The organism is Lentzea sp. NPDC059081 (genome assembly GCF_042738015.1).
Classification (GTDB): Bacteria; Actinomycetota; Actinomycetes; order Mycobacteriales; family Pseudonocardiaceae; genus Lentzea.
Genome location: NZ_JBHYGW010000002.1, coordinates 404,249 through 427,547 on the forward strand (window position 1 = coordinate 404,249; position 23,299 = coordinate 427,547).

General features: G+C 72.0%; 20 protein-coding genes. 11 read left to right on the forward strand and 9 right to left on the reverse strand.

All coding sequences use genetic code 11. From position 1 onward, the window contains the following. The first annotated feature begins 65 nt into the window (after positions 1 to 65). Complete coding sequence (locus ACFWV3_RS06515; protein ID WP_382408979.1) at positions 66 to 812, forward strand: SDR family oxidoreductase; 747 nt, start codon at positions 66 to 68, stop codon at positions 810 to 812. Here the strand turns inward: ACFWV3_RS06515 and ACFWV3_RS06520 are convergent. Beyond that, positions 809 to 3,478 (reverse strand): AAA family ATPase, encoded by a 2,670-nt coding sequence (locus tag ACFWV3_RS06520; protein WP_382408982.1) that lies wholly within the window; start codon positions 3,476 to 3,478, stop codon positions 809 to 811. The two genes, ACFWV3_RS06515 and ACFWV3_RS06520, sit on opposite strands and share 4 nt — an antisense overlap. Before the next feature lie 106 nt (positions 3,479 to 3,584). Between ACFWV3_RS06520 and ACFWV3_RS06525 the strand changes: the two genes are divergently transcribed. From ACFWV3_RS06525 to ACFWV3_RS06555, 7 genes are all read left to right on the forward strand, one after another. Next, entirely contained in the window at positions 3,585 to 4,031 is a 447-nt protein-coding gene (locus ACFWV3_RS06525; protein WP_382408984.1) for a VOC family protein, read from the forward strand. Next, positions 4,031 to 4,615: a VOC family protein gene (locus tag ACFWV3_RS06530; RefSeq protein WP_382408986.1), complete on the forward strand. Its 585-nt coding sequence runs from the start codon at positions 4,031 to 4,033 to the stop codon at positions 4,613 to 4,615. The genes ACFWV3_RS06525 and ACFWV3_RS06530 overlap by 1 nt, the downstream gene beginning before the upstream one ends. A 9-nt stretch (positions 4,616 to 4,624) precedes the next feature. After that, a complete protein-coding gene (locus tag ACFWV3_RS06535) occupies positions 4,625 to 6,241 on the forward strand; it encodes a leucine-rich repeat domain-containing protein (RefSeq protein WP_382408988.1) in 1,617 nt (538 codons plus the stop codon). A 52-nt stretch (positions 6,242 to 6,293) separates the two neighbouring features. Beyond that, positions 6,294 to 7,262 carry an NAD(P)-dependent alcohol dehydrogenase gene (locus ACFWV3_RS06540; RefSeq protein ID WP_382408990.1) on the forward strand — a complete coding sequence of 323 codons (969 nt, stop codon included), beginning with the start codon at positions 6,294 to 6,296 and terminating at the stop codon, positions 7,260 to 7,262. A gap of 48 nt (positions 7,263 to 7,310) precedes the next feature. Beyond that, complete coding sequence (locus ACFWV3_RS06545) at positions 7,311 to 8,759, forward strand: carboxylesterase/lipase family protein (RefSeq protein WP_382408992.1); 1,449 nt, start codon at positions 7,311 to 7,313, stop codon at positions 8,757 to 8,759. 42 nt (positions 8,760 to 8,801) lie between these two features. After that, a complete protein-coding gene (locus tag ACFWV3_RS06550; RefSeq protein WP_382408994.1) occupies positions 8,802 to 9,218 on the forward strand; it encodes a tetratricopeptide repeat protein in 417 nt (138 codons plus the stop codon). 146 nt (positions 9,219 to 9,364) lie between these two features. Continuing rightward, positions 9,365 to 10,606 (forward strand): acyltransferase family protein, encoded by a 1,242-nt coding sequence (locus tag ACFWV3_RS06555; protein WP_382408996.1) that lies wholly within the window; start codon positions 9,365 to 9,367, stop codon positions 10,604 to 10,606. Here ACFWV3_RS06555 and ACFWV3_RS06560 read toward each other — a convergent pair. From ACFWV3_RS06560 to ACFWV3_RS06570, 3 genes are read right to left on the reverse strand one after another with little or no spacing between them, the layout of a single operon-like run. After that, on the reverse strand, positions 10,603 to 12,216 hold the full coding sequence (locus ACFWV3_RS06560; protein ID WP_382408998.1) for an SDR family oxidoreductase: 1,614 nt from the start codon (positions 12,214 to 12,216) through the stop codon (positions 10,603 to 10,605). The two genes, ACFWV3_RS06555 and ACFWV3_RS06560, sit on opposite strands and share 4 nt — an antisense overlap. 2 nt (positions 12,217 to 12,218) lie before the next feature. After that, the gene (locus ACFWV3_RS06565) at positions 12,219 to 13,100 is read right to left on the reverse strand and encodes a PDR/VanB family oxidoreductase (protein ID WP_382409000.1); all 882 of its coding nucleotides are present in this window, start codon (positions 13,098 to 13,100) and stop codon (positions 12,219 to 12,221) included. Beyond that, positions 13,100 to 13,957 (reverse strand): metal-dependent hydrolase, encoded by an 858-nt coding sequence (locus ACFWV3_RS06570; protein WP_382409002.1) that lies wholly within the window; start codon positions 13,955 to 13,957, stop codon positions 13,100 to 13,102. The genes ACFWV3_RS06565 and ACFWV3_RS06570 overlap by 1 nt, the downstream gene beginning before the upstream one ends. 69 nt (positions 13,958 to 14,026) lie before the next feature. Here ACFWV3_RS06570 and ACFWV3_RS06575 point away from each other — a divergent pair, with 69 nt between their 5' ends. Continuing rightward, positions 14,027 to 14,665 carry a TetR/AcrR family transcriptional regulator gene (locus ACFWV3_RS06575; RefSeq protein ID WP_382409004.1) on the forward strand — a complete coding sequence of 213 codons (639 nt, stop codon included), beginning with the start codon at positions 14,027 to 14,029 and terminating at the stop codon, positions 14,663 to 14,665. A gap of 24 nt (positions 14,666 to 14,689) precedes the next feature. On the opposite strand, the gene ACFWV3_RS06580 is transcribed toward ACFWV3_RS06575, so the two are convergent. The 5 genes from ACFWV3_RS06580 to ACFWV3_RS06600 all read right to left on the reverse strand — a co-directional run bounded on the left by ACFWV3_RS06580 (position 14,690) and on the right by ACFWV3_RS06600 (position 20,077). Further along, a complete protein-coding gene (locus ACFWV3_RS06580; protein ID WP_382409006.1) occupies positions 14,690 to 15,640 on the reverse strand; it encodes a class I SAM-dependent methyltransferase in 951 nt (316 codons plus the stop codon). A gap of 213 nt (positions 15,641 to 15,853) precedes the next feature. Continuing rightward, the gene (locus ACFWV3_RS06585; protein WP_382409008.1) at positions 15,854 to 16,702 is read right to left on the reverse strand and encodes an SGNH/GDSL hydrolase family protein; all 849 of its coding nucleotides are present in this window, start codon (positions 16,700 to 16,702) and stop codon (positions 15,854 to 15,856) included. Positions 16,703 to 16,773: 71 nt separating this feature from the next. Then, positions 16,774 to 18,960, reverse strand: coding sequence for a heavy metal translocating P-type ATPase (locus ACFWV3_RS06590; RefSeq protein ID WP_382409010.1), 2,187 nt, complete (start codon positions 18,958 to 18,960; stop codon positions 16,774 to 16,776). Further along, complete coding sequence (locus tag ACFWV3_RS06595) at positions 18,950 to 19,780, reverse strand: hypothetical protein (protein WP_382409012.1); 831 nt, start codon at positions 19,778 to 19,780, stop codon at positions 18,950 to 18,952. The genes ACFWV3_RS06590 and ACFWV3_RS06595 overlap by 11 nt, the downstream gene beginning before the upstream one ends. Before the next feature lie 15 nt (positions 19,781 to 19,795). Beyond that, positions 19,796 to 20,077, reverse strand: coding sequence for a metal-sensitive transcriptional regulator (locus tag ACFWV3_RS06600; RefSeq protein ID WP_382409014.1), 282 nt, complete (start codon positions 20,075 to 20,077; stop codon positions 19,796 to 19,798). Between the two features lie 241 nt (positions 20,078 to 20,318). Here ACFWV3_RS06600 and ACFWV3_RS06605 point away from each other — a divergent pair, with 241 nt between their 5' ends. Together ACFWV3_RS06605 and ACFWV3_RS06610 are read left to right on the forward strand one after the other, a co-directional pair. Then, positions 20,319 to 22,253, forward strand: coding sequence for a potassium transporter Kup (locus ACFWV3_RS06605; protein WP_382409016.1), 1,935 nt, complete (start codon positions 20,319 to 20,321; stop codon positions 22,251 to 22,253). Positions 22,254 to 22,397: 144 nt separating this feature from the next. Further along, positions 22,398 to 23,276 carry an alpha/beta hydrolase family esterase gene (locus tag ACFWV3_RS06610; protein WP_382409018.1) on the forward strand — a complete coding sequence of 293 codons (879 nt, stop codon included), beginning with the start codon at positions 22,398 to 22,400 and terminating at the stop codon, positions 23,274 to 23,276. The last annotated feature ends 23 nt before the right edge of the window (positions 23,277 to 23,299 follow it).

Below are 23,299 nucleotides of genomic sequence, written 5' to 3' on the forward strand. Positions count from 1 at the left end.
GCGGGCTGTCCGGTCTTAGCTCGTGAACACCCGCGACGGGCGGGTAATCGAGAGGGACGGACCCCATGAGGATCGTTGTCATCGGCGGCACCGGGTTGATCGGCAGCCAGGTCGTGAAGCTGCTCGGCGAACACGGCCACGACGCCGTACCCGCGTCGCCGAACAGCGGCGTGAACACGGTGACCGGCGAGGGCGTGCGGGAGGTGCTGGCGGGCGCCGACGTGCTGGTCGACGTGTCGAACTCGCCGTCGTTCGCCGACGACGACGTCCTGGCCTTCTTCACCACCGCCACCACCAACCTGACCGAGGCCGCCGCGGAGGCCGGCGTCGGCCACTACGTCGCGCTGTCGATCGTCGGCACGGACGAGCTGCCCGAGTCCGGCTACCTGCGCGCGAAGGTGGCGCAGGAGAAGCTCATCCGCGAGTCCGGGCTCACGTACTCGATCGTCCGCGCCACGCAGTTCTTCGAGTTCGCGGGCGCGATCGCGAACTCGGCCACCGCGGACGGGGTGGTGCGCCTGCCGCACGGTGGCGTGCAGCCGATCGCGGCGTCCGACGTGGCCGCGGTGGTGGCGCGTGTTGCCGCCTCCGAGCCGGTCGGGGGTGTGCTGGAGATCGGTGGGCCGGAGGAGCTCACCATGGACGGGTGGGTCCGGGCCGTGCTGGCTCAGCGCAAGGACGAACGAGAGGTCGTCGGGGACCCGGAGGCGCAGTACTTCGGGACGTTGCTGACGGGCAAGCAGCTGGTGCCCAACGAGGGCGCGCAGTTGCAGCCGACCAGCCTGGAGGACTGGTTCGCCGCCGGGAACTAGAACTTCGCGTCGCGCAACTGCCGCCGCGACGTCACCCCGACCTTCCCGAACACCTTGCGCAGGTGCCATTCCACCGTGCGCGGGCTGATGAACAACCGCGTCCCGATCTCCGGGTTCGAGTACCCCTCCCGCGCCAGCCGCGCGATCTGGTACTCCTGCGCCGTCAGCTCGTCGGTCGGTTCGGCGGTGCGCTTGCGGGCCGTCTCGCCGGTCGCGTGCAGCTCCCGTGCCGCGCGGTCGGCGAAGGCGGTCATCCCGCACGACACCAGCATCTCGTGGGCCGTGCGGAGGTGGTCGCGGGCCTCGACGCGCTGACCCTCGCGGCGCAGCCACTCGCCGTGGAGCAGGTGGGCGCGGGCCAGTTCGGGCTTCAGCGGCGTCCGTTCGAAGCAGGAGATCGACTCGCGGAAGTCCTCGGGAGAGCCGTTCAACGCGCGCAGACGTGCCTTCAGCCCCAGCGACCAGTCGGTGTCGACCCACTCGGCAGACCGTTCCAGTGCCGCCGAAACCAAACCGGGGTCGCCGACTCGTGACGCGGCCTCCGCGAGCTCCGAGGCGACCAGGCAGCTGTACCCCAGGGAGTCCGACGAGAACACGCGCAGAGCCGCGTCACGGGCCAGGTCGTGCCGGCTCTGTCCGTTGTGGAGGATCGCGGCGGCCCAGTCGCAGATCACCGCCAGACGTCCTTGCCCGGCAGCCAAAGCCGTCTCACGGGCCTCGCCGAAGCGGTCCTCGCCGCGGTAGGCCGCCCGCAGCAGGACCGCGTACCCGACGGACGGTGCGCCGGTGACCTCCGAGATCCGGAGGTCCTCGTCGATCAACGCGTCCGCGGCGGCCGTCTCGCCGGCGAGGAGCTCGTTGTCCGCCAGGAAGTTCAGGGCGAACTGCAACTGCACCAGCGCACCGGCGTCGCGGGACAGGCGGACCTGCTGCTGGGCGAACGCCCGGCGCGCGTCGAAGTCCCACATCTCGCTCGCCACGATGCCGCCCGCGCGGTTGCCGAAGAGCCACGGCGCACGGCTGACGTCGTCCGTGCCCACCTTCACCGCGCGCACCGCGTCCAACGCCTCGCGCATCAGCGGGACGGCGGCGGTGTAGCCCGACGTGATGCGGGTGGTCAGCGCCTCCAGGACCAGGTCCAGCGCACACGGCGGGGTGCGCGGCGGGGGAGCGGTGCGGGCCGCGTCGGCCAGGGGCGCGCCGGCCCAGATCGCGGCGGACAGGCCCTCCAGGTGCGTCTCGCGGGCCAGGTCGGCGTCGAACGGGGCCAGCCTGCGGGCCGCGCTGAAGAGCAACGGCGCGGCGTCGGCCACCCGGCGCTGGTCGAACGCGATGTGGCCGCGCAGGTGCTCGACCTCGGCGCTGCGGCGTTCGTCGGGCGGACCGGCCTCGACCGCGCTGAGCAGCCTCAACGCCGCTTCCAACGCACCCGCGTCGCGCTTCGCCCGTGCGGCGGCCAGCTCGCGTGACGCGCGCAGGGCGGGGGACGGCGTGAGCACCGCGGCCTGTTCGAGGAACGCGGCGGAGGCCAGCAGTCCGCCACGGGCCTGAGCGCGCGACGCCGTGTTCTCCAGCGCCGCTGCCACTTCCTCGTCCGGTGCGGCGGTGCCCTGGGCGCGGTGCCAGGCGCGCCGGTCCGGGTCGATCGCCGCGTCCGTCACGTCGGCCAGCGCCCGGTGCACGCGCAGGCGGTCCGCGGTGGACGCCGAGCGGTAGGCGGCGGACCGCACCAGCGGGTGCCGGAACCGGACGCGCGCGCCGAGCTCGACCAGGCCCGTCTCCAGCGCGGCGGCCGCGGGGTCGGCGCCCAGCCCGAGCAGGCCCGCCGCCTGCCACAGCAGGGTGGCGTCGCCGAGCGGTTCGGCGGCGGCGGTGAGCATCAGCAGGCGCGTGTCGGCGGGCAGTGCCTCGATCTGCCGCACGAACCCGGCCTCGATGCGGCTGGTCAGCGGCTCGGCGTCGAGCCCGTCCGCCAGCTCGGCCGCGGTCCACGCGCGGGGCAGCTCCAGCAGGGCGAGCGGGTTGCCCCGCGACTCGGCGACGATCCGGTCGCGCACCCGGCCGTCCACCGGCCCCTGGATCACCGACCGCAGCAACGCGCGGGCGTCGGCGTCGTCCAGGCCGCGCACGACCAGCTCCGGCAGGCCGTCGAGGTAGTCGTTGCCCTCGCGCAGCACGAAGACCAGCGCGATCCGTTCGGCCAGCAGCCGCCGGGCGACGAACCCGAGCACCGCCGACGACATCGAGTCGAGCCACTGCGCGTCGTCGACCAGACACACCAGCGGGTGTTCGTCGGCGACCTCGGCGAGCAGCGTCAGCACCGCGAGGCCCACCATGAACCGCGTCGGCCGGGGCCCGGAGGCCAGCCCGAACGCCGTGCCGAGCGCCTCCCGCTGCGGTGCGGGCAGCCGGTCCAGCCGGTCGAGGAACGGCACGCACAGCTGGTGCAGCCCCGCGTACGGGAACGCGCTCTCGGACTCGACCCCCGCCGCCCGCGCGACCCGGAACCCCGCCGCCCGCGCCGACACCTGGTCGAGCAGCGCGGTCTTGCCGATCCCGGCCTCCCCGCGCAGCACCAGCACCTGCCCGGCGCCGGACCGCGCCCGCACGAGCAACCGGTCCAGCGTCTCGCCCTCGGTGCGCCTGCCCAGGAGATCGTCCGACACGGGCCCGAGCCTACGGGCCAGGGGGTGACCAGGGTGTTCCCCGGGTTCGAAGGAGGCACGGGCGGGAGCAACCTCGGGTCATCGAGAAAGAAGGAGATGAACCCCGATGGACTACAAGATCGAGGTGGCCGTCATCCCGGTGAGCGACGTCGACCGGGCCGTGCACTTCTACAAGGCGCTGGGCTGGCGCTTCGACGCCGAGTTCGCCGACGACGAGGGCTACCGCCTCGTGCAGCTCACCCCGCCCGGATCGCCCGCGTCGATCATCTTCGGCACCGGCGTGACGAACGCGGCGCCCGGCAGCACCGAGGGCCTGCACCTGGTCGTCGACGACGTCGTGGCCGCCAGGGAGGACCTCCTCGGCCGCGGTGTGCGGGTCAGCGAGATCTTCCACGACAAGACCGGCGTCTTCCACCACGCCGGAGACGAGGCCCGCGTCGCCGGCCCGGCACCGGACCGGTCCAGCTACGGCTCGTTCGCGACGTTCAGCGACCCGGACGGCAACGGCTGGGTGCTCCAGGAAGTCACGACGCGCCTGCCGGGACGGGTGTGATGAAGAACCTCGCGGAGATCGACATGAAGATCGAGGTCACCGTCCTCCCCGTGACCGACGTCGAGCGCGCCGTGGAGTTCTACCGCGGCCTCGGCTGGCGCCAGGACAAGACACCGTCGTCGGTCGTGCAGTTCACCCCGCACGGCTCGAGCGCGTCCATCCACTTCGGTGAGGGCGTCACCACCGCCGAACCCGGCTCGGGCAGGCACTTCCTGGTCGTCTCGGACATCGTCGCGACGCACGAGGCGTTGCTCGCCGCCGGGATCGAGGTCGGCCCCCTGTTCCACGGCGACGCCGACGGGCCCGATCCCGAGCGCCGCAGCTACGTGACCCGCGCCGAGCTGGCGGACCCGGACGGCAACACGTGGGTGCTGCAGGAGGTCACGACCCGGCTGCCCGGCCGGGTCGAGGCCGACGACACCTCCTACGCCTCGGTCACCGACCTGGCCGCGGCGTTGCGCAGGGCCGCGGTGGCCCACGGCGAGCACGAGAAGCGCAACGGCGGCGAGTACGACGTGAACTGGCCGGAGTGGTACGCGGAGTACCTGGTGAAGGAGCAGACGGGCGCACCGCTGCCCCAGTAGGTTGCCCCGGTGCACGAGGAGATCAGCAGAGCGCTGCGCGGAACGCCGAACCCCCTGGCGTTCCGCGCGCTGTGCGCCGCGGTGATGAGGGCCGGCGCCGACCCGGACCTGCTCGCGTGGTGCGACGGCCGGCTCGGCTCGTGGCCGGACGCGACGCGCCGGGCACCGTACTCGTGGGTCGCCGCGCTGGAAGCCGGTTTCACCAAACCGGTGTGGCGGCTGGTCCGGTCGCTCGACCTCACCGGACGCGCCGGCATGCGGGTGCTGGACCTGCCTGATCCGCGCGACACCCCTGAGGTGCGGGCGGTGACGGACCTGCGGCTCGCGCCGTTCGCGGTCCAGCAGACGATGCGGCTGCCCGAGATCGCCGAGCACTGGGAGGGACTGCGGTCGGTCGAGTTCGGCGGCCTGATGAAGTTCGAGGCCCCGCAGCTCGGCCGGTTCCTGGCGGGGGAGGTGGCCACCCGGCTCGAGGCGCTAGTGCTCGTGCGGGCGGAGGACGATCTGAGAGAGCTCCCGCCGGTGCGGATCGACCGGCCGACCCGGCTGCGGCACGCCGGCCTGCGCGCACCCGACCTCGTCCACCTGCTGCGCACCGGCCTGGCGCCCGGCCTGCGCTCGGCCGAGGTGCTGGTCGCGAGCGCCGGCGAGGCGCGGGACCTGGCCGGCTGTCCCGCGATCTCCTCGCTGGACCGGCTCGCCATCGGCTTCCACGACGACACCGCGGCGCAGGAGTTCTTCTCCCGCGCGGACATCACGAACCTGAGCGGCCTCGCCGTCCACGGCACCTCGCGCCCGGTCTCGTTCGACGGGATGGCACGGTTGCGGCACCTGGACCTCAGCGGCAGGACCGGACGTTCTCCGCACCACTGGCAGCCGGAGGTGCGGCCGATCGGTGACGTGACGGCACTCACCGGGCTCGTCCGCCTGAAGTCGCTGAACCTCGCCGCCACGGGGCTCACCCGGCAGGACCTGCGGGTGGTGGCGGAGCTTCCGCTGGAACACCTGGACGTGTCCTCGAACCCGGTGGGCGGCTTGCCTTCGGTGCCGTGGCCGACGCTGAGGTCGGTGCGGCTGGACAACTGCGGTCTCGGCGACGACGACCTCACCTCGCTGCCGCCGGAGGCACCGCTGCTCGAAAGCATCTCTCTCGCCCACAACGACATCCGCTCCGACGGCGCCCGCACGCTCGCCAGATGGCCTGTGCTGCCACAACTGTGGGAGATGTGCCTGCACGACAACGTGATCGGCGACGACGGCTTGGTCGACCTGGCGCGATCCCGTGCGGCACAACGGTTGCTCGAGCTCGACCTGGAGCAGGACGTCGGGACCGCGCACCACCGCCGCACCAGCGTGCCGTTGCCGCCGGAGGTCGTGGACGGGGAGTCGTTCCCGAACCTCGACTCGATGTACCTCGGTCTCGTCGACGGCTACCACCTGTCCCGGTGGTCCGCGGGCTTTCCCGCCGAGCTGCACGAGGAGCTCATCAGGACCGGACGGCCCGCGCTCGTCGCGTTCCTCACGCACGTGAAGCTCCTCGAGCTCCTGGACGACGAGGACCCCGACCCGGACCCGCCCGTCGAGGACTTCCGGACCTCGGGCGGTCACCCTAGGGGGCGTCCCTGATGTGCGGAGGCGTTGCCGCGCCTTAGCTTCCTCCTCGACGAGGGAGGACGCGATGAGGGCGATCGTCCAGGACAGGTACGGCTCCGCGGACGTGCTGGAGCTCCGCGAGGTCGACCGGCCGGTGCCCGCGCCGGGCGAGGTGCTGGTGCGGGTGCGGGCGGCGTCGGTGAACGCGGCGGACTGGCACATGATGCGCGGAGACCCGTACTTCGCGCGGCTGTTCCTGGGGCTGACGGGGCCGAGGTCGCGGATCAGGGGGATGGACTTCGCCGGCGTCATCGAGGCCGCCGGACCCGGTGTCGGCGGGCTGCTGCAGGTGGGGGACGAGGTGTTCGGGGAGGTCGAGGGGTCCTTCGCCGAGTACGTGCGCGTGCCCGCGCACCTGGTGCAGCACAAGCCGTCCAACCTGACGTTCGAGCAGGCGGCCGCGCTGCCGCTGGCGGGCAACACCGCGTGGACGGGTCTGCGGGAGCTGCGGGCGGGGCAGCGGGTGCTGATCAACGGCGCGTCCGGCGGGGTGGGGCTGCTGGCGGTGCAGATCGCCAAGGCGCGCAAGGCCTTCGTGACCGGGGTGTGCAGCACGCGCAACGTCGAGCAGGTCCGGTCGTCGGGCGCCGACGTGGTGGTCGACTACACGAGCGACGACTTCACCCGCGGCGGGGAACGGTACGACGTCGTCCTCGACCTGGTCGGCAACCGGACGATGGCCGAGCTGCGGAGCGTGCTCACCCCGGACGGCGTGCTGGTGCTCTCCGGCGGCGGCAGCTTCACCGGCGGGGTGCTGTTCGGCCCGTACCGGCTGATCATCCAGGGCAAGCTGCTCGGCTCGTTCACCCGGCAGCGGCTCGTCGTGCTGGAGGCCAAGCCCAGCAGGGAGAGCCTCACCGCGTTGCGCGACCTCGCCGAGTCCGGGCAGCTGGTCCCGGTGATCGAGCGCACCTACCCGCTGACCGACGCGCCGGACGCGATCCGGCACGTCGAGTCGGAGCACGCGCGGGCGAAGGTCGTCGTGACGACCTGAGCGGAAAATGCGTGGCGCCCGGTCGGCGCGGCACGCCACCATCCGCGCATGGTCGAAGTGCGGGTCGGCGCCGGAGCTGTGCGCGGCGGGGTGGAATCGGGCGTGGCGGTCTTCCGGGGGATCCCGTTCGCGGCACCGCCGGTGGGGGAGCACCGGTTCGCCGCGCCCCAGCCGGTGGTGCCGTGGGACGGAGTGCGGGAGGCGCTCGCGTTCGGCCCGCCGCCACCGCAGGCCGCGGTGTTCGGCATGGACGGGCGCGTGACCGAAGGGGACGACTGGCTGACCGTGAACGTCTGGTCGCCCGACCTCGCCGGCGACCTGCCCGTCATGGTGTGGATCCAGGGCGGCGCCTACACGATCGGCACGTCCGGACTGCCCGAGTACGACGGCACGCACCTCGCGCGGGACGGCGTCGTCGTGGTGACGTTCAACTACCGCGTGGGCGTGGAGGGGTTCGCCCTGATCGAGGGGGCGCCGGCGAACCGCGGCCTGCTCGACCAGGTCGCGGCACTGGAGTGGGTGCGGGCGGAGATCCACGCCTTCGGCGGCGATCCGGACCGGGTGACCGTGTTCGGGCAGTCGGCCGGTGGTGGCTCGGTGGCCGCGTTGCTGGTCATGCCGCGTGCCGCCGGGCTGTTCCACCGCGCGATCGCGAGCAGTGTGCCCGGGGTGTTCTTCACGCCGGAGCTGGCCGCGGACATCGCGTCGGTGTGCGCGGCGGAGCTGGGCCTGGGCCCGACGGTCGCGGATCTGTCCACTGTGGATCCCGCGCTGCTGCCGGCGGCCGGGGACGAGGTGATGGCCGGGATCGGCCGGTTCGCCGGCCGGTGGGGACGGGCGGCGTACAAGAAGGTCCCGTTCGCGCCGGTCGTCGACGGCGACGTGCTGCCGGTGGCGCCGTGGGAGGCGCTGGCGTCCGGTGTGGCGCGGGACGTCGAGCTGGTCGCCGGGCACACGCGGTCCGAGCAGCGGCTGCTGACCATCATCGAGGGCATGCTCGGGACGGTGACGGCCGCACAGGCCGCCGAGGCCGCGGAGGTGCTCGCGCCCGGCCTGGAGTACCCGGAGCTGGGACCCGGCGAGCTGTTCGAGGTCGTCTGCTCGGACTGGCTGTTCCGGATGCCGTCGCTGCACCTCGCGGAGGCGCAGGTGGCCGGCGGCGGCCGGGCGTTCGTCTACGAGGTGAGCTGGGTGCCGCCGGGGCCGTTCGGGGCGTGCCACGGGATGGACGTGCCGCTGGTGTTCGGCAACCCCGGCATCGGGCAGTCGTCCGCGGTGCTCGGCGAGATCACGGCGGACACGCACGACTTGGCGGCGCAGATGCGGACGGCGTGGTCGTCGTTCGCCCGCACCGGCGATCCCGGCTGGCCCGAGTACGGCTCGGACCGGCTGACGCGGCTCTTCGACGTCCCGCCGTCCGTCGTGCCGTACCCGGAGGAGACGTCGCGGGTGCTGTGGAGCGGTCACCGGTTCGAGCCGTTGCCGTTGCTGGAATAACTCCCGCTCCCGGACGTTGTACGCGTCCGGAAGGGAGGTTCGATGGACGACAACTTCAACGCCTACCAGCCGAACGGTGAGGTGGCGGCGGACCGCTGGGTGACCGTGCGGCACCTGTTCGACGCGGGGTACGTGGAGACCGCGGCCGACAGGTGGGAGCGGGCGAAGGCGCTGTTCGACACGAAGGACTACACCAAGGCCGCCGTGCTGCTGGCCGAGGTCGTGGAGGAGGTGCCGTTCCAGGCGGACCTCCACCTGTTGCTGGCCCGCGCCTACTACCACTCCGCGCAGCTGGGCAAGGCCGAGGCCGCGCTGCGCGTGATCGTGGACCGCTGCCCGGTCGACCACTACGCGCACCTGCTGCTCGGGCGGACGCTGGAGCGCCTCGGACGTGACGAGGAAGCGGCGCCGTGGCTGAAGCTGGCGGCGGCGTTCGGCGGGGAACCGGCCGAGGTCTAGGAACCGGCGCAGACAGCCGATGATCGGCCGGGTCGACGTGGAGCGCGACCCGGCCGAACTCGCAAAAAATGTGGTGTTCCCAGGCAACCTCGACGGATCGTGGTTGCGGTACAACCCCGCGTGAGAGCCGTGCGTTTAAGACCGGTATGGGACTCGCATCGCACTCTCCGCAGCAGGAACTGTTGTCCCCCAAGCGATTACCCAGGTCGGCGGGTGAGTCGCGGCTGGGCTGGCTGGACGCGTTGCGCGGCATCGCCGCACTGGTCGTGGTCTTCGAACATTCCTCGTTCTCCTTCATGGCGGAGCTCCGGCGGGACCTGGTGCCGGAGCTCACCATCGGCCGTTACGGCGTCCTGGTCTTCTTCCTCGTGAGCGGCTACGTCATCCCCGCCTCGCTCGAGCGGCGCGGATGCGTCCGGACCTTCTGGATCGGCCGGGTGTTCCGCGTCTACCCGCTGTTCGCGGTGGCCGTCGTCGCGGCCCTCATCGCCGTCGTGTCGGGATTCGCGGAGATTCGAGGTGGGGAGCAGAACATCGCCGTGACGGCGGTCGCCCACGTCACCTTGCTCCAAGAGCTGCTGGGGACGCCCAGCCTGTTGATCGTCCTGTGGACGCTGTCCTACGAGATGGCTTTCTACCTGCTGGTCGTCGGCCTTTTCACGGTTCGCCTGCACCGGCGGTCGGCAGCGATCGCCGTCGTCCTGGCCGTGGTCGCCGCCGCCAGCGTGCTGGCAGGGGTCGCACTGCCGATCTCCGCGCTCTCCGGCGCGGTCGGCACCGGCACGCTGGTTGCGCTGGTCTTGACCGCCATGGTGGTGGCCATTCGCTGTGCGAGCGCTGCTTCACCCGCGCTGCGCGTGTTCGGCGGCGTGCTGGGCGCGGTGCTGGCGCTCGCGTTGGTCGCTTTCAACGGCACGGTCCCGATGTGGGAGGGGCTGGTGATCCTCGCCGTGATGTTCCTCGGCACGGCCGTCTACCGGGCCGAGAACGGTCAGAGCACGTGGCGGTGCGCGGCCTGCGCGGCTCTGGTGGTGGCCGCCTGCGCCGTGGGGAGCGCCTACGTGCACGGCGACGGGTCCTACTTCACCCGGCGCGGCTGGATCATGGCGTTCCTGCTGGCCCTGCTCACGTTCGGGATCGGCTTGGCGGCCCGGCGCCGGCGGGTACCGCGCTGGCTGATCGGCCTGGGCACGATCAGCTACTCGATCTACCTGATGCACCCCGTGCTCCTGGCGGTGAGCGACGGCACGATCGGCCGGTGGCCGCGGAACGCCCCGGTGCTGGAGGCGGCGTTCTACGCCGTGCTGCTGCCCCTGTGCGTGCTGACCTACCGGTACGTCGAGTCGCCGAGCCGGGAATGGGGCCGAACACTGGTGCGCCGGGGCTAGCTCGGGTCGAACCGGGCGAAGGCGCGCAACAGGCCCGGCGCCACCCGTCCCGCCAGCCGCGCCGCCTTCGCCTCCACCGTCACCGGCACGACCGGCCGGTTGCCGCGCACCGCCCGCACGATCTCGGCGGCCACGCCCTCCGGCCCGAAGCCGCGCCGTGCGTAGATCTGGGTGGCACGGGTCTGCTTGCGGCGTTCCTCCTCCGCGCTGACACCGGAGAACGTCGCGGTCGCGGTGATGTTCGTGTGCACCAGACCGGGGCAGATGGCCGTCACGCCGATCGCGTGCGGTGCCAGCTCGGCGCGCAGGCACTCGGACAGCATGAACACCGCCGCCTTGCTGCTCGCGTACGCGGACAGGATCTTCGACGGCAGGTAGGCCGCCACCGACGACAGGTTCACGATGTGGCCGCCCTCGCCGCGGTCCACCATCAGCTCGCCGAACGCCCGGCAGCCGTGCACGACACCCCACAGGTTCACGTCCAGCACGCGCTTCCACTGCTCCGTGGACGTCGACAGGAACGAACCGGAGTGCGCGATACCGGCGTTGTTCACGACCACGTCGGGCACGCCGTGCTCGTCGGCGACCTGTCGTGCCCACGCGCGCATCGCCTCTTCGGAGCGCACGTCGACCTCGTAGGCGTGACCACCGGTCAGAGTCGCGGTCTCCTCAGCCGCCGCGAAGTCCACATCGGACACCACGACCCGCGCACCCTCGCGGGCGAACGCGACCGCCGTCGCCTTGCCGATGCCGCTGCCGCCACCGGTGATCACGACGAGCGGGCGCGGGGGAGTGGAGTCCGCGACGAACTCGCCGATCATGCGCGCGAGCGGTTCGGGGTGCGACAGCGGCGCCCAGTGCCCGGCGGCGATCCGGCGGCGGCTCAGCGACGGCACCCAGCGTTCGAGGTCGAGCGGTTCGGTGCGGATGTAGCGGTCGCGGGTCGGCTGGACCACCTGGACCGGCATGGGCGCGACGCGGTGCCTCGGCGCGCGCATGATCCGGCGGATGTTGGCCCGGTACAACGAGATCCCGCGCATCGCGTCCGACGCGATGGTCGGCGCGGGCGTCACGCGCACGCCCTCCGTCCGGCGCAGCACGGCACCCCAGCGGCGGGCCAGGTAGAGCCGCCAGAACAACGGCGCGACCACGGGCAGGTGGAACGCGGCGATGTACCAGGACCGGACGAACTGCCTGAGGTGGGCGATGGACAGGCCACGCTGCGACCAGTGCCCCATGTGGTCGAGCGACGGTCCGGAGATCGAGGTGAACGTCGCGATCCGCGCGCCCGGCGTGGTCACCGCCTCCCACGACTGGATCGAGCCCCAGTCGTGGCCGACGAGGTGCACGGGTTCGCCGGGACTGACCTCGTCGATCACCGCGAACAGGTCGGCGGCGAGGCGGTCGAGCCGGTAGCCGTCCTCAGTGGACGGTGCCGTGGACTCGCCCGCGCCGCGCACGTCGTAGGTGACGACCCGGAAGTCCTTCTCCAGCAACGCCGCCACGCGGTCCCACACCGCGTGCGTGTCCGGGTACCCGTGCACCAGCACCACGACGGGCCCGGACGTGCCGCGCACCTGCACGGCCAGCTCGACTTCCCCGGAACGCACCTTCACAGATCCTCCAACACGAGCCGGTCACCGGTGGGCCTGTCCACGCAGATCCGCACGCCGCCGACCTCACACGTGCCGCAGAACCCCTGCCGGCACGAGTAGGCGACCGACGGCCGGAAGTCCCTGATCACGTCCAGCGCCGACCGGTCGGCGGGCACGGCGAGGGATACCCCGCTGCGGCGCAGTTCCACCGTGAACGGGCTGCCGGAGACGGGCGGCGGGCTGAAGCGTTCGAAGTGCAGCCACCGCGACGAGAACTCGGACCTCACCTGGTCGAGCATGGCCGCAGGACCGCAGCAGTAGACAGCACCATCCGGAGCAGCACCGTCGAGCAGCGTCCCTCCTCGGTGAGGACGCACGTCGACGTCACCCGGCGGCAGTTCGTCCAGCAGTGCGCTTCGCCCGCGGTGGACGAGCCGCCAGTCCAGGCCGCGGCGCGCGGCCTCGTGGACCATCGGCAGGATCGGCGTGATCCCGATGCCGCCCGCCACGAACAGCACCGGACCGAGGCCGGCGAACGGGAACGCGTTGCGCGGCCCGCGGACCTGGACCCGGTCGCCCACCCGCAACGCCTGCACCTCCCGCGACCCGGCGCCGACCGCGCGCACGGCGATCCGGTAGGTGTCGTCGGACGGGTCGCCGCACAGCGAGTACTGCCGCCGCAGCCCCGACGGCAGGTGCAGGTCGACGTGACAGCCGGGTTGCCACGGCGGCAGCGCGGTTCCGCCGAACCGCAGGCTCACCACGTCGTCCGACACAGGTGAACGTTCGACAACGGTGAGCCACAACGCATCCCGCGCGGCACCGGGGCGCGCCCGGCCGCCGAACCGCGTGACCGCGGCGTCGTAGAGGGCACCGAACCGGGTGAGCCCGCCCGACATCAGTGCGCCTCGCGGGCCGCGGGGGAGGACGCCAGGTACGCGACGGCCTGCGACGTCGAGCCCTCCTGCTTCGGGTGGTACGCCGGGTGGAAGTACCGCAGGAACGCCCGGAGGATCTCCGACAGCCGCGGCAGCAGCCCGCGCCGTCCAGCCCGCATCGCCTCGCGCCAGGTCAGCCGCGCCGACGTGGTCCGGTCCGCGCGCACCAGGAACCGGGCGCCCCGCACCCACAGCCAGAACAGCACCGGCGCGACCAGCAGCATCGTCCGCGCCCGCCGCACGTACCGGCGGTCGAGGTGGCGCATCAGGTCGAACGCGACGCTGCGGTGCTCGACCTCCTCGGCCGCGTGCCAGCGCAGCAGGTCCAGCATCACCGGGTGGACGCCCGCGCGGTCCAGGGCGCCGGCGTTCAGCATCCAGTCGCCCAGGTACGCCGTGAAGTGTTCGACGGCGGCCACGATCGCGACCCGTTCGATCAGCTGCTCGCGCGCCTGCTCCTCCGTCAGCCCCGTCCGGGGACCGAGGATGCGCCGGAACACGTGCTCCATCTGCCGCGTGAACGGGCGCGGGTCGAGGCCGTTGGCCAGCAGGTGGTCCAGCACCTCGCTGTGCGCCTCGGCGTGCATCGCCTCCTGCCCGATGAACCCGAGCACGTCCTCGCGCAGCGTGTCGTCGCCGATCAGCGGCACCGCCTGCTGGAACGTGCGCACGAACCACCGCTCGCCCTCGGGCAGCAACAGGTGCAGGACGTTCATGACGTGCGTGGCGACCGGCTCGTCCGGCACCCAGTGCATCGGCAGCGCCGACCAGTCGAACCGCACGTCACGCGGTTGCAGAACGAGGTTGTCCGGCTCCATCCCGCAGACCTCCCATTACTACGCGTGCGTAGCTTTGTGAAAGCTACGCCACCGTAGCAATATGGACCGGTGAGCACAACGCGCCGGAAGTACGCCCGCCGCCTGCCGCCGGAGCAGCGCCGCGAGCAGCTGCTGGACGCCGCACTGGCCCTGATCCCGGCGGGCTTCGACACGGTGACGATGGAGTCGGTGGCCAAGCAGGCCCAGGTCACCAAGCCGGTGCTCTACGACCTCTTCGCGAACCGCGCGTCGCTGATCGGTGCCCTGCTCGAACGCGAGGCCGCCCGCGCCACCGAGCAGGTCCTGGCCGCCCTGCCCACCGACTTCGCCACGAGGTCACCGGACGACGCCTTCGCCGACGCCGTCCGCGTCTTCGTCCACGCCGTGGTCGAGGCCCCCGCACGCTGGCGCCTGGTGCTGCTCCCGCCCGAGGGCACGCCCCGCGAGTTCCGCGCCCAGGTCGAACTGGTGCGCGCGGGCGTCCTGGCCCAGATCGAGGACCTGGCCGCGCTGGGCCTGAAGGAGCTGCGCCGGAAGGGGACGGGGGGTCTGGACGACCTCGACTCCGAGCTTCTGGGCCACGCGATGCTCGCCCTGGCGGAGATGTCCGGCCGGCTGGTGCTGACCGGGCCGGACAAGTTCACGCCGGACCGCTTGGTGGCCTTCGTGTCGCGGGTAGCGCACGGCCTGAGCACCTCACGCAGGTAGCCCGGCCGCGCCGCTCCCGTGGCCTCAGTGCACCCGCACGTGCGTGAGCAGTGCGAGGCCGGTCTGGTCGTGGCCCACCGACACGTCGCAGCCGGGCAGCAACGCGCGCACGGCCTGCTCGTCGCGCTCGATGACCTGCCACTCCATCAGGAACTCCAGCGGCCAGCGGAACTCGTTGCCCGGCTCGGTCCCGGCGAAGTAGAACGTGCTGCCGGGACGGGTGAGCCTGGTCAGCACGGCCTCGGTCAGGCGCACGGCCGCGCGGTCGTTGAGGTAGCCGTAGATGCCGTTGGCCAGCACGAGGTCGTACGGGCCGAGGTCGGCGAGCTGGTTGACCGCGCGGAAGATGTTGCCGGGGACGGTGGTCGTGGACTCGTTCAGCGGGCCGAGGCGCTGCTGCGCCAGCTCCAGCGCGTCCGGGTCGACGTCGGTGAGCACGAACCGGTCGCCGGGCCGCACGATGCCCGGCGGGATGGCGCGCAGGTCGGGAGCGGCTCCGGCGTCGATCACGAGGATCGACCGCGGGCCGTTGCGCGGCGCGGTGAGGCAGTCGCCGATCAGCCGGGTCTGGTGCATCACCCGGTTGCGCAGCTGCTGCGCGATCGCCGATCCCTGCAGCTGCGCCTCGACGTGCCAGCCCAGCGTGCCGGGCGCGCCGCCGTTGGCCTGCGCCAGGACGTGCTCGACCAGCCGGAAGTCGCTGGGGTAGCCGCGCGTCCACTCGTTCTCGTCGCGCATCAGCGGTGACCGCGCGCAGGCCGACCGCGCCGGCTGGACGACCGCCGAGACGTCGTAGTCCGGCACGCCCGACTGCACCGCGGCGCCGATCTGCGTGCCGAGGGCGCGGAAACGTCCGCCGACGAGGCCGTTGGCGGAGGGATCGGCGAGGTTGAACTCCTTCTCACTGCGCAGGAACCCGTCCACGGCGTCGTTGAGCCGGTGCAGGGCATCGGTGCTGTGGGGGAGCACGGTCATCGTCACTTCCTCGCTGCGGCAACGGTTCCGAAGCCTGTCAGCTGCGGCGGTCGCAGGACAGGGTCTTTCGGGTTATACGGGGACAACCCTGCCACGGTTCGGCGGACGGCCTCGTAGCCGGGATCACCACGACGGCGAATTCCGGAGGTCACCCGGATCTTCCCGGCTTGCGCGGACGGGCGCGTCGCCGCCCGGCGGGGGAACGGCAGGGGCTCAGCGGCTCGCCGCGGTGACGGCGTCCGCGATCGCCTGGTGGCCGGCGGGCGTCGGGTGCACGTCGGTGCGGTCGCAGAAGTAGGTGAGCGCGCACACCTTGGCCACCGACCCGGGGATCTGGCCGTACTTCGGGTCCTGGGTCAGCTCGGTCAGCGCGCCGTAGCCGCCGGTCGCGCTCGTGACGTCGGCGAACTTCGCCCCGAACCGGCCGTACTGCTCGGCGATCCTGGTGTTGAAGTCCTGGAACATCGTCACCGACAGGCGGGCGAGGTTCTTGCCGTTGGGGAACGTCGGGTTCACCCACGCGCCGAGGAACACGTCCGGGTAGGTCAGGCCGACGATCTTCACGTCCGGCGCGGCCTCCCGCAGCTCGGTGAGCGCGCCCGCGACGTTGGTCTGGATGCCGGCGACGGTCCTGGTGGCGCACTCCACCGGGTCCTGGACGATCGCGCACGGCGTCAGGTCGTTGCCGCCGACCACGATCGTGACCAGGTCGACCTTCCCGCCCTTCACCGTCTCCACGGCGGCGTCGAGCTGGGTCTTGCCGCCGGCGTTCGCACCGCAGGCGGGCCGGCCGGCGAGGTCGGCGGACGTGGCGCCGTCGCAGGCCAGGTTGACGAGCTCCAGACCGGAGGCGTCGGCCATGATCTGGGCGAAGCTCGTGTTCTTGGCGCCCGGCGCGAAACCGGTAGCGTAGGAGTCGCCGATCGACAGGTGGATCCGCTTCTCCTGCTTCGCCGGTGCGGAGCTGCCCGGTGAGGAGCTGCCCGGTGCGGGGGGTGGCGGGGTCGAGGTGCACGCCGCCAGCGCTGCCAGCAACGCCACGACCAGGGCGAACCTCGGCACAACCGCTCCTTCTCATCGGGAACTGATGTGCCGAGGCTACGAAACCGCCCGTGAGGGTCGCGTCAGTCGGGTCAGCGGAAGGCCCGCAGACGCAGGCTGTTGCTCACCACGAACACCGACGAGAACGCCATGGCGAAGCCCGCGATCATCGGGTTGAGCAGGCCGAGCGCGGCGAGCGGCAGCGCGGCGACGTTGTAGGCGAACGCCCAGAACAGGTTGCCCCTGATCGTGGTGAGCGTGCGCCGCGCCAGCCGGATCGCGTCCACGGCGGCCCGCAGGTCACCGCGGACCAGCGTGAGGTCGCTCGCCTCGATCGCGGCGTCCGTGCCGGTGCCCATCGCGAGGCCCAGGTCGGCCTGGGCGAGCGCGGCCGCGTCGTTCACGCCGTCACCGACCATGGCGACCACGCATCCCTCGTCCTGCAGGCGCTTGACGACGTCGACCTTGTCCGCGGGCAGCACCTCGGCGACGACCTCCTCGATGCCGACCTCGGCCGCGACCGCCCGCGCCGCCGCCTCGTTGTCGCCGGTCAGCAGCACCGGACGCAGCCCGAGCGCCCGCAGGCCCTCGACCGCCTCCTTCGACGTGGGCTTCACGGTGTCGGCGACGACGAGCACGGCGCGCGCCTTGCCGTCCCACGCGACCAGGACCGCCGTGCGGCCCTGCCGTTCCGCGTCCCGCCTGGCCTCTGCCAGGTCGTCGCCGAGGGTGATGCTCCAGTCGGTCAGCAGGCGTTCGCGGCCCACCAGCACCGCGTGGCCGTCGACCACGCCCCGCACGCCGAGCCCCTCGACGTTGCGGAAGTCCTCCACCTCCGGCACGGCGCCCGCCGCCCGCGCGACGGCCTGGGCGATCGGGTGCTCCGACGCGTTCTCCAGCGCTCCGGCCAGCCGCAGGACCTCGGTCTCGTCCTCGGCGGTGTGCACGCTCACCAGGCTCATCCGCCCGGTCGTCACCGTGCCCGTCTTGTCCAGCACCACCGTGTCGACGCGGCGGGTGGACTCCAGCACCTCCGGACCCCTGATCAGGATGCCGAGCTGGGCGCCCCGGCCGGTGCCGACCAGCAACGCGGTCGGCGTGGCCAGGCCCAGCGCGCACGGGCAGGCGATGATCAGCACCGCCACGGCCGCCGTGAACGCCGCACCGGCACCTCCGCCCGTGCCGAGCCAGAAGCCCAGCGTGCCGACCGCGAGAGCGATCACGATCGGCACGAACACCGCCGAGATCCGGTCCGCGAGGCGCTGGACCTCGGCCTTGCCGTTCTGCGCCTGCTCGACGAGCTCCGCCATCCGCGCGAGCTGCGTGTCCGAGCCGATCCGGGTGGCCCGCACGACGAGCCGCCCGCCCGCGTTGACGGTCGCGCCGGCCACGGCGTCACCGGGCCGCACCTCGACCGGCACGGACTCGCCGGTGAGCATGCTCGCGTCGACCGCCGAGCTGCCCTCCTCGACGACGCCGTCGGTCGCGATCTTCTCGCCCGGCCGCACGACGAACCGGTCGCCCTCCCGCAGCTCACCGGTCGGGACGCGCACCTCGCCGCCGTCCCTGACGACCGCCACGTCCTTGGCGCCCAGTTCGAGCAGGGCGTGCAGCGCCGCCCCCGCGCGCCGCTTGGACCGCGCCTCGAAGTAGCGGCCGGCCAGCAGGAACGTCGTGACGCCCGCCGCGACCTCCAGGTAGATGTTGCCGGTCCCGGCCGTCCGCTCGATGGTGAACGTGAACCCGTGCGTCATGCCGGGAGTACCCGCGGTGCCCAGGAACAGCGCGTAGAGCGACCACAGGAACGCCGCGCCGACGCCGAGCGAGATCAGCGTGTCCATGGTGGCGGCGCCGTGCTTCGCGTTGGTCCACGCGGCCTTGTGGAACGGCCACGCGGCGTAGGTGACGACCGGTCCGGCGAGCGCCAGCGACAACCACTGCCAGTACGTGAACTGCAGCGCCGGGACCATCGCCAGGACGACGACCGGCACGGCCAGCACCGCCGACGTGACCAGCCGCTGCCGCAACGGCGCAGCCGGGTCGCTCTCGGCCGCCTGCTCGGGAGCCTCGGGCAGTGCGGCGGTGTAGCCGGTGTCCTCGACGACCTTCACCAGGTCGGCGGGCGTGAGGTCGCCCGCGTAGCTGATGCGGGCCTTCTCGGTGGCGTAGTTGACCGAGGCCTGGACGCCGTCCACCTTGTTCAGCTTGCGCTCGATCCGCGCGGCGCAGGAGGCGCACGTCATGCCGCCGATCGAGAGCTCGACCGTGTCAGTGGCCATGACCGTCCTCCTCGTGGGTGGTGAGGGTGAACTCGGCCGTCCGCACGACGTTCTCGTGCTGGAAGTCGAGGAACAGCCGGTACTGACCGGCCGTCGGCACCTCGACCGCGAACTTCACGTCGGCGCTGTCCTCGGGGTGCACGTGCAGGTAGGCCAGGTCGGCCGCCCGAAGTGCGACGAGGTGTCCCTTCGCACCCAGGTAGTCCTGCAGGTCAGTCACCGGTTTGCCGTTCTTCGAGATCGCGATGGTGACCGGCGACGCCTTCCCGCTGTTCAGCTCACCGCTGAGGGACACCTCGTAGCCGTCGACGGCGAACGTGCGGCTGGTCTCGTGCCGGTCCGGCCGGTAGTCGCCCGCTCGCTCGACGTCGGCGCCGAGCGTGGTCCTGGGGCCGTCCTCTGGCCGGAAGTCGGCGAAGACGCGATAGCTGCCGGCGTCGGGCAGGCTCAGCGGCACCGACCACGTGCCGTCCGGCGCCATCGCGGGGTGCACGTGCCGGAAGTGCGAGCCGTCGCGGCGGACCACGACCAGGTGCAGGCGCTTCTCGTGCTCCACGGCGAACCTCGTGACGGGCTGCCCGTCCGGTCCGGCGATGTCGAAGCTCAGCGAGGTGTCCCGCTTGAGCCGCAACGTGTAGCCGTTGTCCGACACGGACAGTCCCGGCGGCACCCTCGACGGCGCGGTCTCGTGCCCGCCGTGGGCCGCCTCTTCGCCGATGGTCGTCGATGGTGGTCCCGCTGCCGCGCCCGCGGCCCACGTGCCACCGAAGATGACGGTCAGTGCCACGCCGTACAGCGCGACCTTGTGCCCGGTCTTCACAGGTCTCTCCTCGAGTCAGGAGCGGACCAGGCGCGCGATGGCGTCACTCGCTTCCGTGATCTTCGCGTCCGCGGTGGACCCGCCCTCGGTGATGGCCTGGCTCACGCAGTGCTTGAGGTGCTCGTCGAGCAACCCCAGTGAGACCGCCTGCAACGCCCTGGTGGCCGCGGAGATCTGGGTGAGCACGTCGATGCAGTACTCGTCTTCCTCGATCATCCGCTGCAGACCGCGGACCTGGCCTTCGATCCTCCGCAGGCGGCGCAGGTGGGCGGTCTTGTTCTCGGCGTAGCCGTGCACGTCTCGCTCCGTCTCCCGCCACCGCGCGGCCGGCCGTGACGCCGGGGGAGCGGTGGGCTCCCCGCCTTTATACCCTATGGGGGTATGGGTATGTCAAAGGCCGGTGACCAGTGGTGACGCCGCTTGCGGTGGACGGGGTGTGGCTCAGGCATCAGGAACGCGTAAAGATCACCCGCTCGCACTCAGCACGGGGCCCTGCTCGCGGTTATCTTGCGGGCACGCGTGGTCGAGGGGGTTGTTCGTGGCTGAGCAGCAGGTTTCCGAGGTGTCGCCTCGCGCCAGGGTGGCGCACGACACCGTCCGGCTGGCCGTGGTGGTCGGAGCGCTCGGTGTCGTGTTCGGCGACATCGGCACGAGCCCGATCTACACGATCCAGACGGTGTTCAACCCCGCCGACCCGCACCCGGTCCCGGTGAGCGTGGACAACGTGTACGGGGTCGTGTCGCTGATCTTCTGGTCGGTGATGATCGTCGTGACCGTCACCTACGTGCTGCTCGCGATGCGCGTCCACAACGACGGCGAGGGCGGCATCATGGCCCTCATCACCCTGCTGCGGCGGTGGAAGGCGAAGCAGGGGCGCAAGGCCGCGGCGACGCTGGCGGCGCTGGGGATCTTCGGCGCGGCGCTGTTCTTCGGCGACAGCATGATCACGCCCGCGATCTCCGTGCTGTCCGCCGTCGAGGGGCTCAAGGTCGTCGAGCCGGAGCTCGAACGGTTCGTCGTGCCGATCACCGCGGTGATCATCATCGGCCTGTTCCTGGTGCAGCGCCGGGGAAGCGCCGCGGTCGGCCGGTTCTTCGGACCGGTGATGATCCTGTGGTTCACCGCCATCGGCGCGGCCGGGATCCGCGGCATCGCCGGGCACCCGGAGATCCTCAGGGCGCTGTCGCCGACGTACGCGCTCGGGTTCCTGTTCGGACACTTCGACATCGCGTTCTTCGCCCTCGCCGCCGTGGTGCTGGCGGTGACCGGCGCCGAGGCGCTGTACGCGGACATGGGCCACTTCGGCCGCCCCGCCATCGCGCGCGGCTGGCTGTTCCTGGTGCTGCCCGCCTGCGTGCTCAGCTACCTGGGGCAGGGTGCGCTGGTCCTCGCCGACCAGGCGAACGTCAGCGGCCCGTTCTTCCTGCTCGTCCCGGAGTGGGCCCGGTGGCCGATGGTGGTGCTGGCCACCGCCGCCACCGTGATCGCGTCGCAGGCGGTGATCACCGGCGCCTACTCGGTCGCGTCGCAGGCCGCGCAACTCGGCTACCTGCCGCGGTTGCGGATCGCGCACACGTCGGAGTCGACGATCGGGCAGATCTACGTGCCGTGGATCAACTGGGTGCTGATGGTGTCGGTGCTGACGCTGGTGTTCGCGTTCCGCACGTCGGCTGCGCTCGCGTTCGCGTTCGGCATGGCGGTCACCGGCACGATCACGATCACCACGTCGCTCTTCCTCTTCCTGGCCCGCTGGAAGTTCGGCGCGCCGGCGTGGGCGATCGGGCTCGGCTGCGTCGTGCTGCTGGGCGTCGACCTGCTGTTCCTGGCGGCGAACCTGACCAAGCTGCTGCACGGCGCCTGGCTCCCGCTGCTGATCGGCCTGACCGCGTTCACCGTCATGACGACCTGGCAACGCGGCCGCGCGATCGTCACGAAGGCCCGCCGCGACGCCGAGGGGTCGTTGCGGGAGTTCATCGACGAACTGCACTCGCGGGAGCTGACCCGTGTGCCGGGCTGCGCCGTGTTCCTCAACCGCGGCAAGGAGACCGCGCCGCTGGCCATGCGCGCGAACGTGGAGCACAACCACGTGCTGCACGAGCGGGTGGTGATCGTGTCCATCGAGACCGAACCCGTGCCGCGCGTGGCACCGGACCGCCGCGTCGAGGTCGACGACCTCGGCTACACCGACGACGGCATCATCCACGTGAACGCCCGCTTCGGTTACATGGAGACGCCGGACGTGCCGGCCGCCCTCGCGCTGGTCGACCCCTCGCAGACCGAGGGCGCGCTGGACCTGGGCAGGGCGCGGTACTTCCTGTCGAAGATCGAGCTGCAGCGCGGCAGGTCGCGGACGATGGCGGGGTGGCGCAAGCGGTTGTTCGTGGCCACGTCGTACATCACGGCCGACGCCGCCGAGCACTTCGGGCTGCCGCGGGACCGAACGGTGATCATGGGCGCGCACATCGAGGTGTAGTCCACGTCCTGGGACGTCGTCCGGTCGCGGGCCGAACCTCGACGCGGTCAACTGGATAGTTCATCCGCTTGGTGTACGGTGAAGCGGATAGCTCATCCATTTGTGGTGGTCGGGGCGCCACCGCGGATCGAACGGAGACGTCTCATGTCCACCACCACCGCGCCGGTGCTGCGCGACAGCGTCGAGGTCGACGGGAGACTCCGCACCTTCACCGTCGTCAAGCCCGCGCACGCCACCGCGCCCCACCCGCTCGTCCTGGTGTTCCACGGCTCCCGCCAGAGCGCCGACAAGCACCGCGCGTTCACCGGGGGCATGTACGACGAGCTCGCGTCCGACGCCGTGGTCGCCTACCTCGACGGCTACCGCGGCAACTGGAACGACGCCCGCCGCGGCAGCCGGTTCCCCGCCCGCCGGGACGGCGTCGACGACATCGGCTTCACCCGCGCGGTGATCGCGAAGCTCGCGGCCGAGCACGGCGCCGACCCGGACCGGGTGGTCGCCGTCGGCTACTCCAACGGCGGGCAGATGGTGATGCGCCTGGTCCACGAGGCACCCGAGCTGCTCGCCGGTGCCGTCGTGATCGCCGCGACGATGCCCGCGCCGGAGAACTTCCTCTCCACCGGCGCACCGGTCGTGCCGATGCCCCTGCTCGCGATCCACGGCACCAAAGACCCGATCACCTCCTACGACGGAGGCAGCTTCACCTGGTGGCAGCGGCTCGTGTTCAAGGTCGGCGGCGAGAGCTGGTCGGCGCCGCAGACCGCACGGTACTTCGCCTCCCGCAACGGCATCACCGCCGACCCGGTCACCACCCGGCTGCCCGCCGCGGGCTCCGGCGATCCCACCGAGGTCGAGCGCACCGACTACCGCCAGGACGGCCGGCCGCCCGTCACCCTGCTGACCGTCCACAACGGAGGCCACACCATCCCCGGCCCCGCGGACGCCCCGGCCGTCATCGGCAGGACCAGCCACCACGTCACCACCGCGCGGGTGCTCGCCGACTTCTTCGGCCTGCGCCGCTGACACCGGGCACAACGCTGCGAGCC

What these genes read in the sequence shown, in the direction of transcription:
- ACFWV3_RS06525 (WP_382408984.1), top strand. Translation starts at nt 3,585, where the DNA reads ATGGACTACAAGATCGAGGTGGCCGTCATCCCGGTGAGCGACGTCGAC.
- ACFWV3_RS06540 (WP_382408990.1), top strand. Translation starts at nt 6,294, where the DNA reads ATGAGGGCGATCGTCCAGGACAGGTACGGCTCCGCGGACGTGCTGGAG.
- ACFWV3_RS06550 (WP_382408994.1), top strand. Translation starts at nt 8,802, where the DNA reads ATGGACGACAACTTCAACGCCTACCAGCCGAACGGTGAGGTGGCGGCG.
- ACFWV3_RS06515 (WP_382408979.1), top strand. Translation starts at nt 66, where the DNA reads ATGAGGATCGTTGTCATCGGCGGCACCGGGTTGATCGGCAGCCAGGTC.
- ACFWV3_RS06555 (WP_382408996.1), top strand. Translation starts at nt 9,365, where the DNA reads ATGGGACTCGCATCGCACTCTCCGCAGCAGGAACTGTTGTCCCCCAAG.
- ACFWV3_RS06580 (WP_382409006.1), bottom strand. Translation starts at nt 15,640, where the DNA reads ATGACCGTGCTCCCCCACAGCACCGATGCCCTGCACCGGCTCAACGAC.
- ACFWV3_RS06570 (WP_382409002.1), bottom strand. Translation starts at nt 13,957, where the DNA reads ATGGAGCCGGACAACCTCGTTCTGCAACCGCGTGACGTGCGGTTCGAC.
- ACFWV3_RS06565 (WP_382409000.1), bottom strand. Translation starts at nt 13,100, where the DNA reads ATGTCGGGCGGGCTCACCCGGTTCGGTGCCCTCTACGACGCCGCGGTC.
- ACFWV3_RS06545 (WP_382408992.1), top strand. Translation starts at nt 7,311, where the DNA reads ATGGTCGAAGTGCGGGTCGGCGCCGGAGCTGTGCGCGGCGGGGTGGAA.
- ACFWV3_RS06530 (WP_382408986.1), top strand. Translation starts at nt 4,031, where the DNA reads ATGAAGAACCTCGCGGAGATCGACATGAAGATCGAGGTCACCGTCCTC.
- ACFWV3_RS06610 (WP_382409018.1), top strand. Translation starts at nt 22,398, where the DNA reads ATGTCCACCACCACCGCGCCGGTGCTGCGCGACAGCGTCGAGGTCGAC.
- ACFWV3_RS06590 (WP_382409010.1), bottom strand. Translation starts at nt 18,960, where the DNA reads ATGGCCACTGACACGGTCGAGCTCTCGATCGGCGGCATGACGTGCGCC.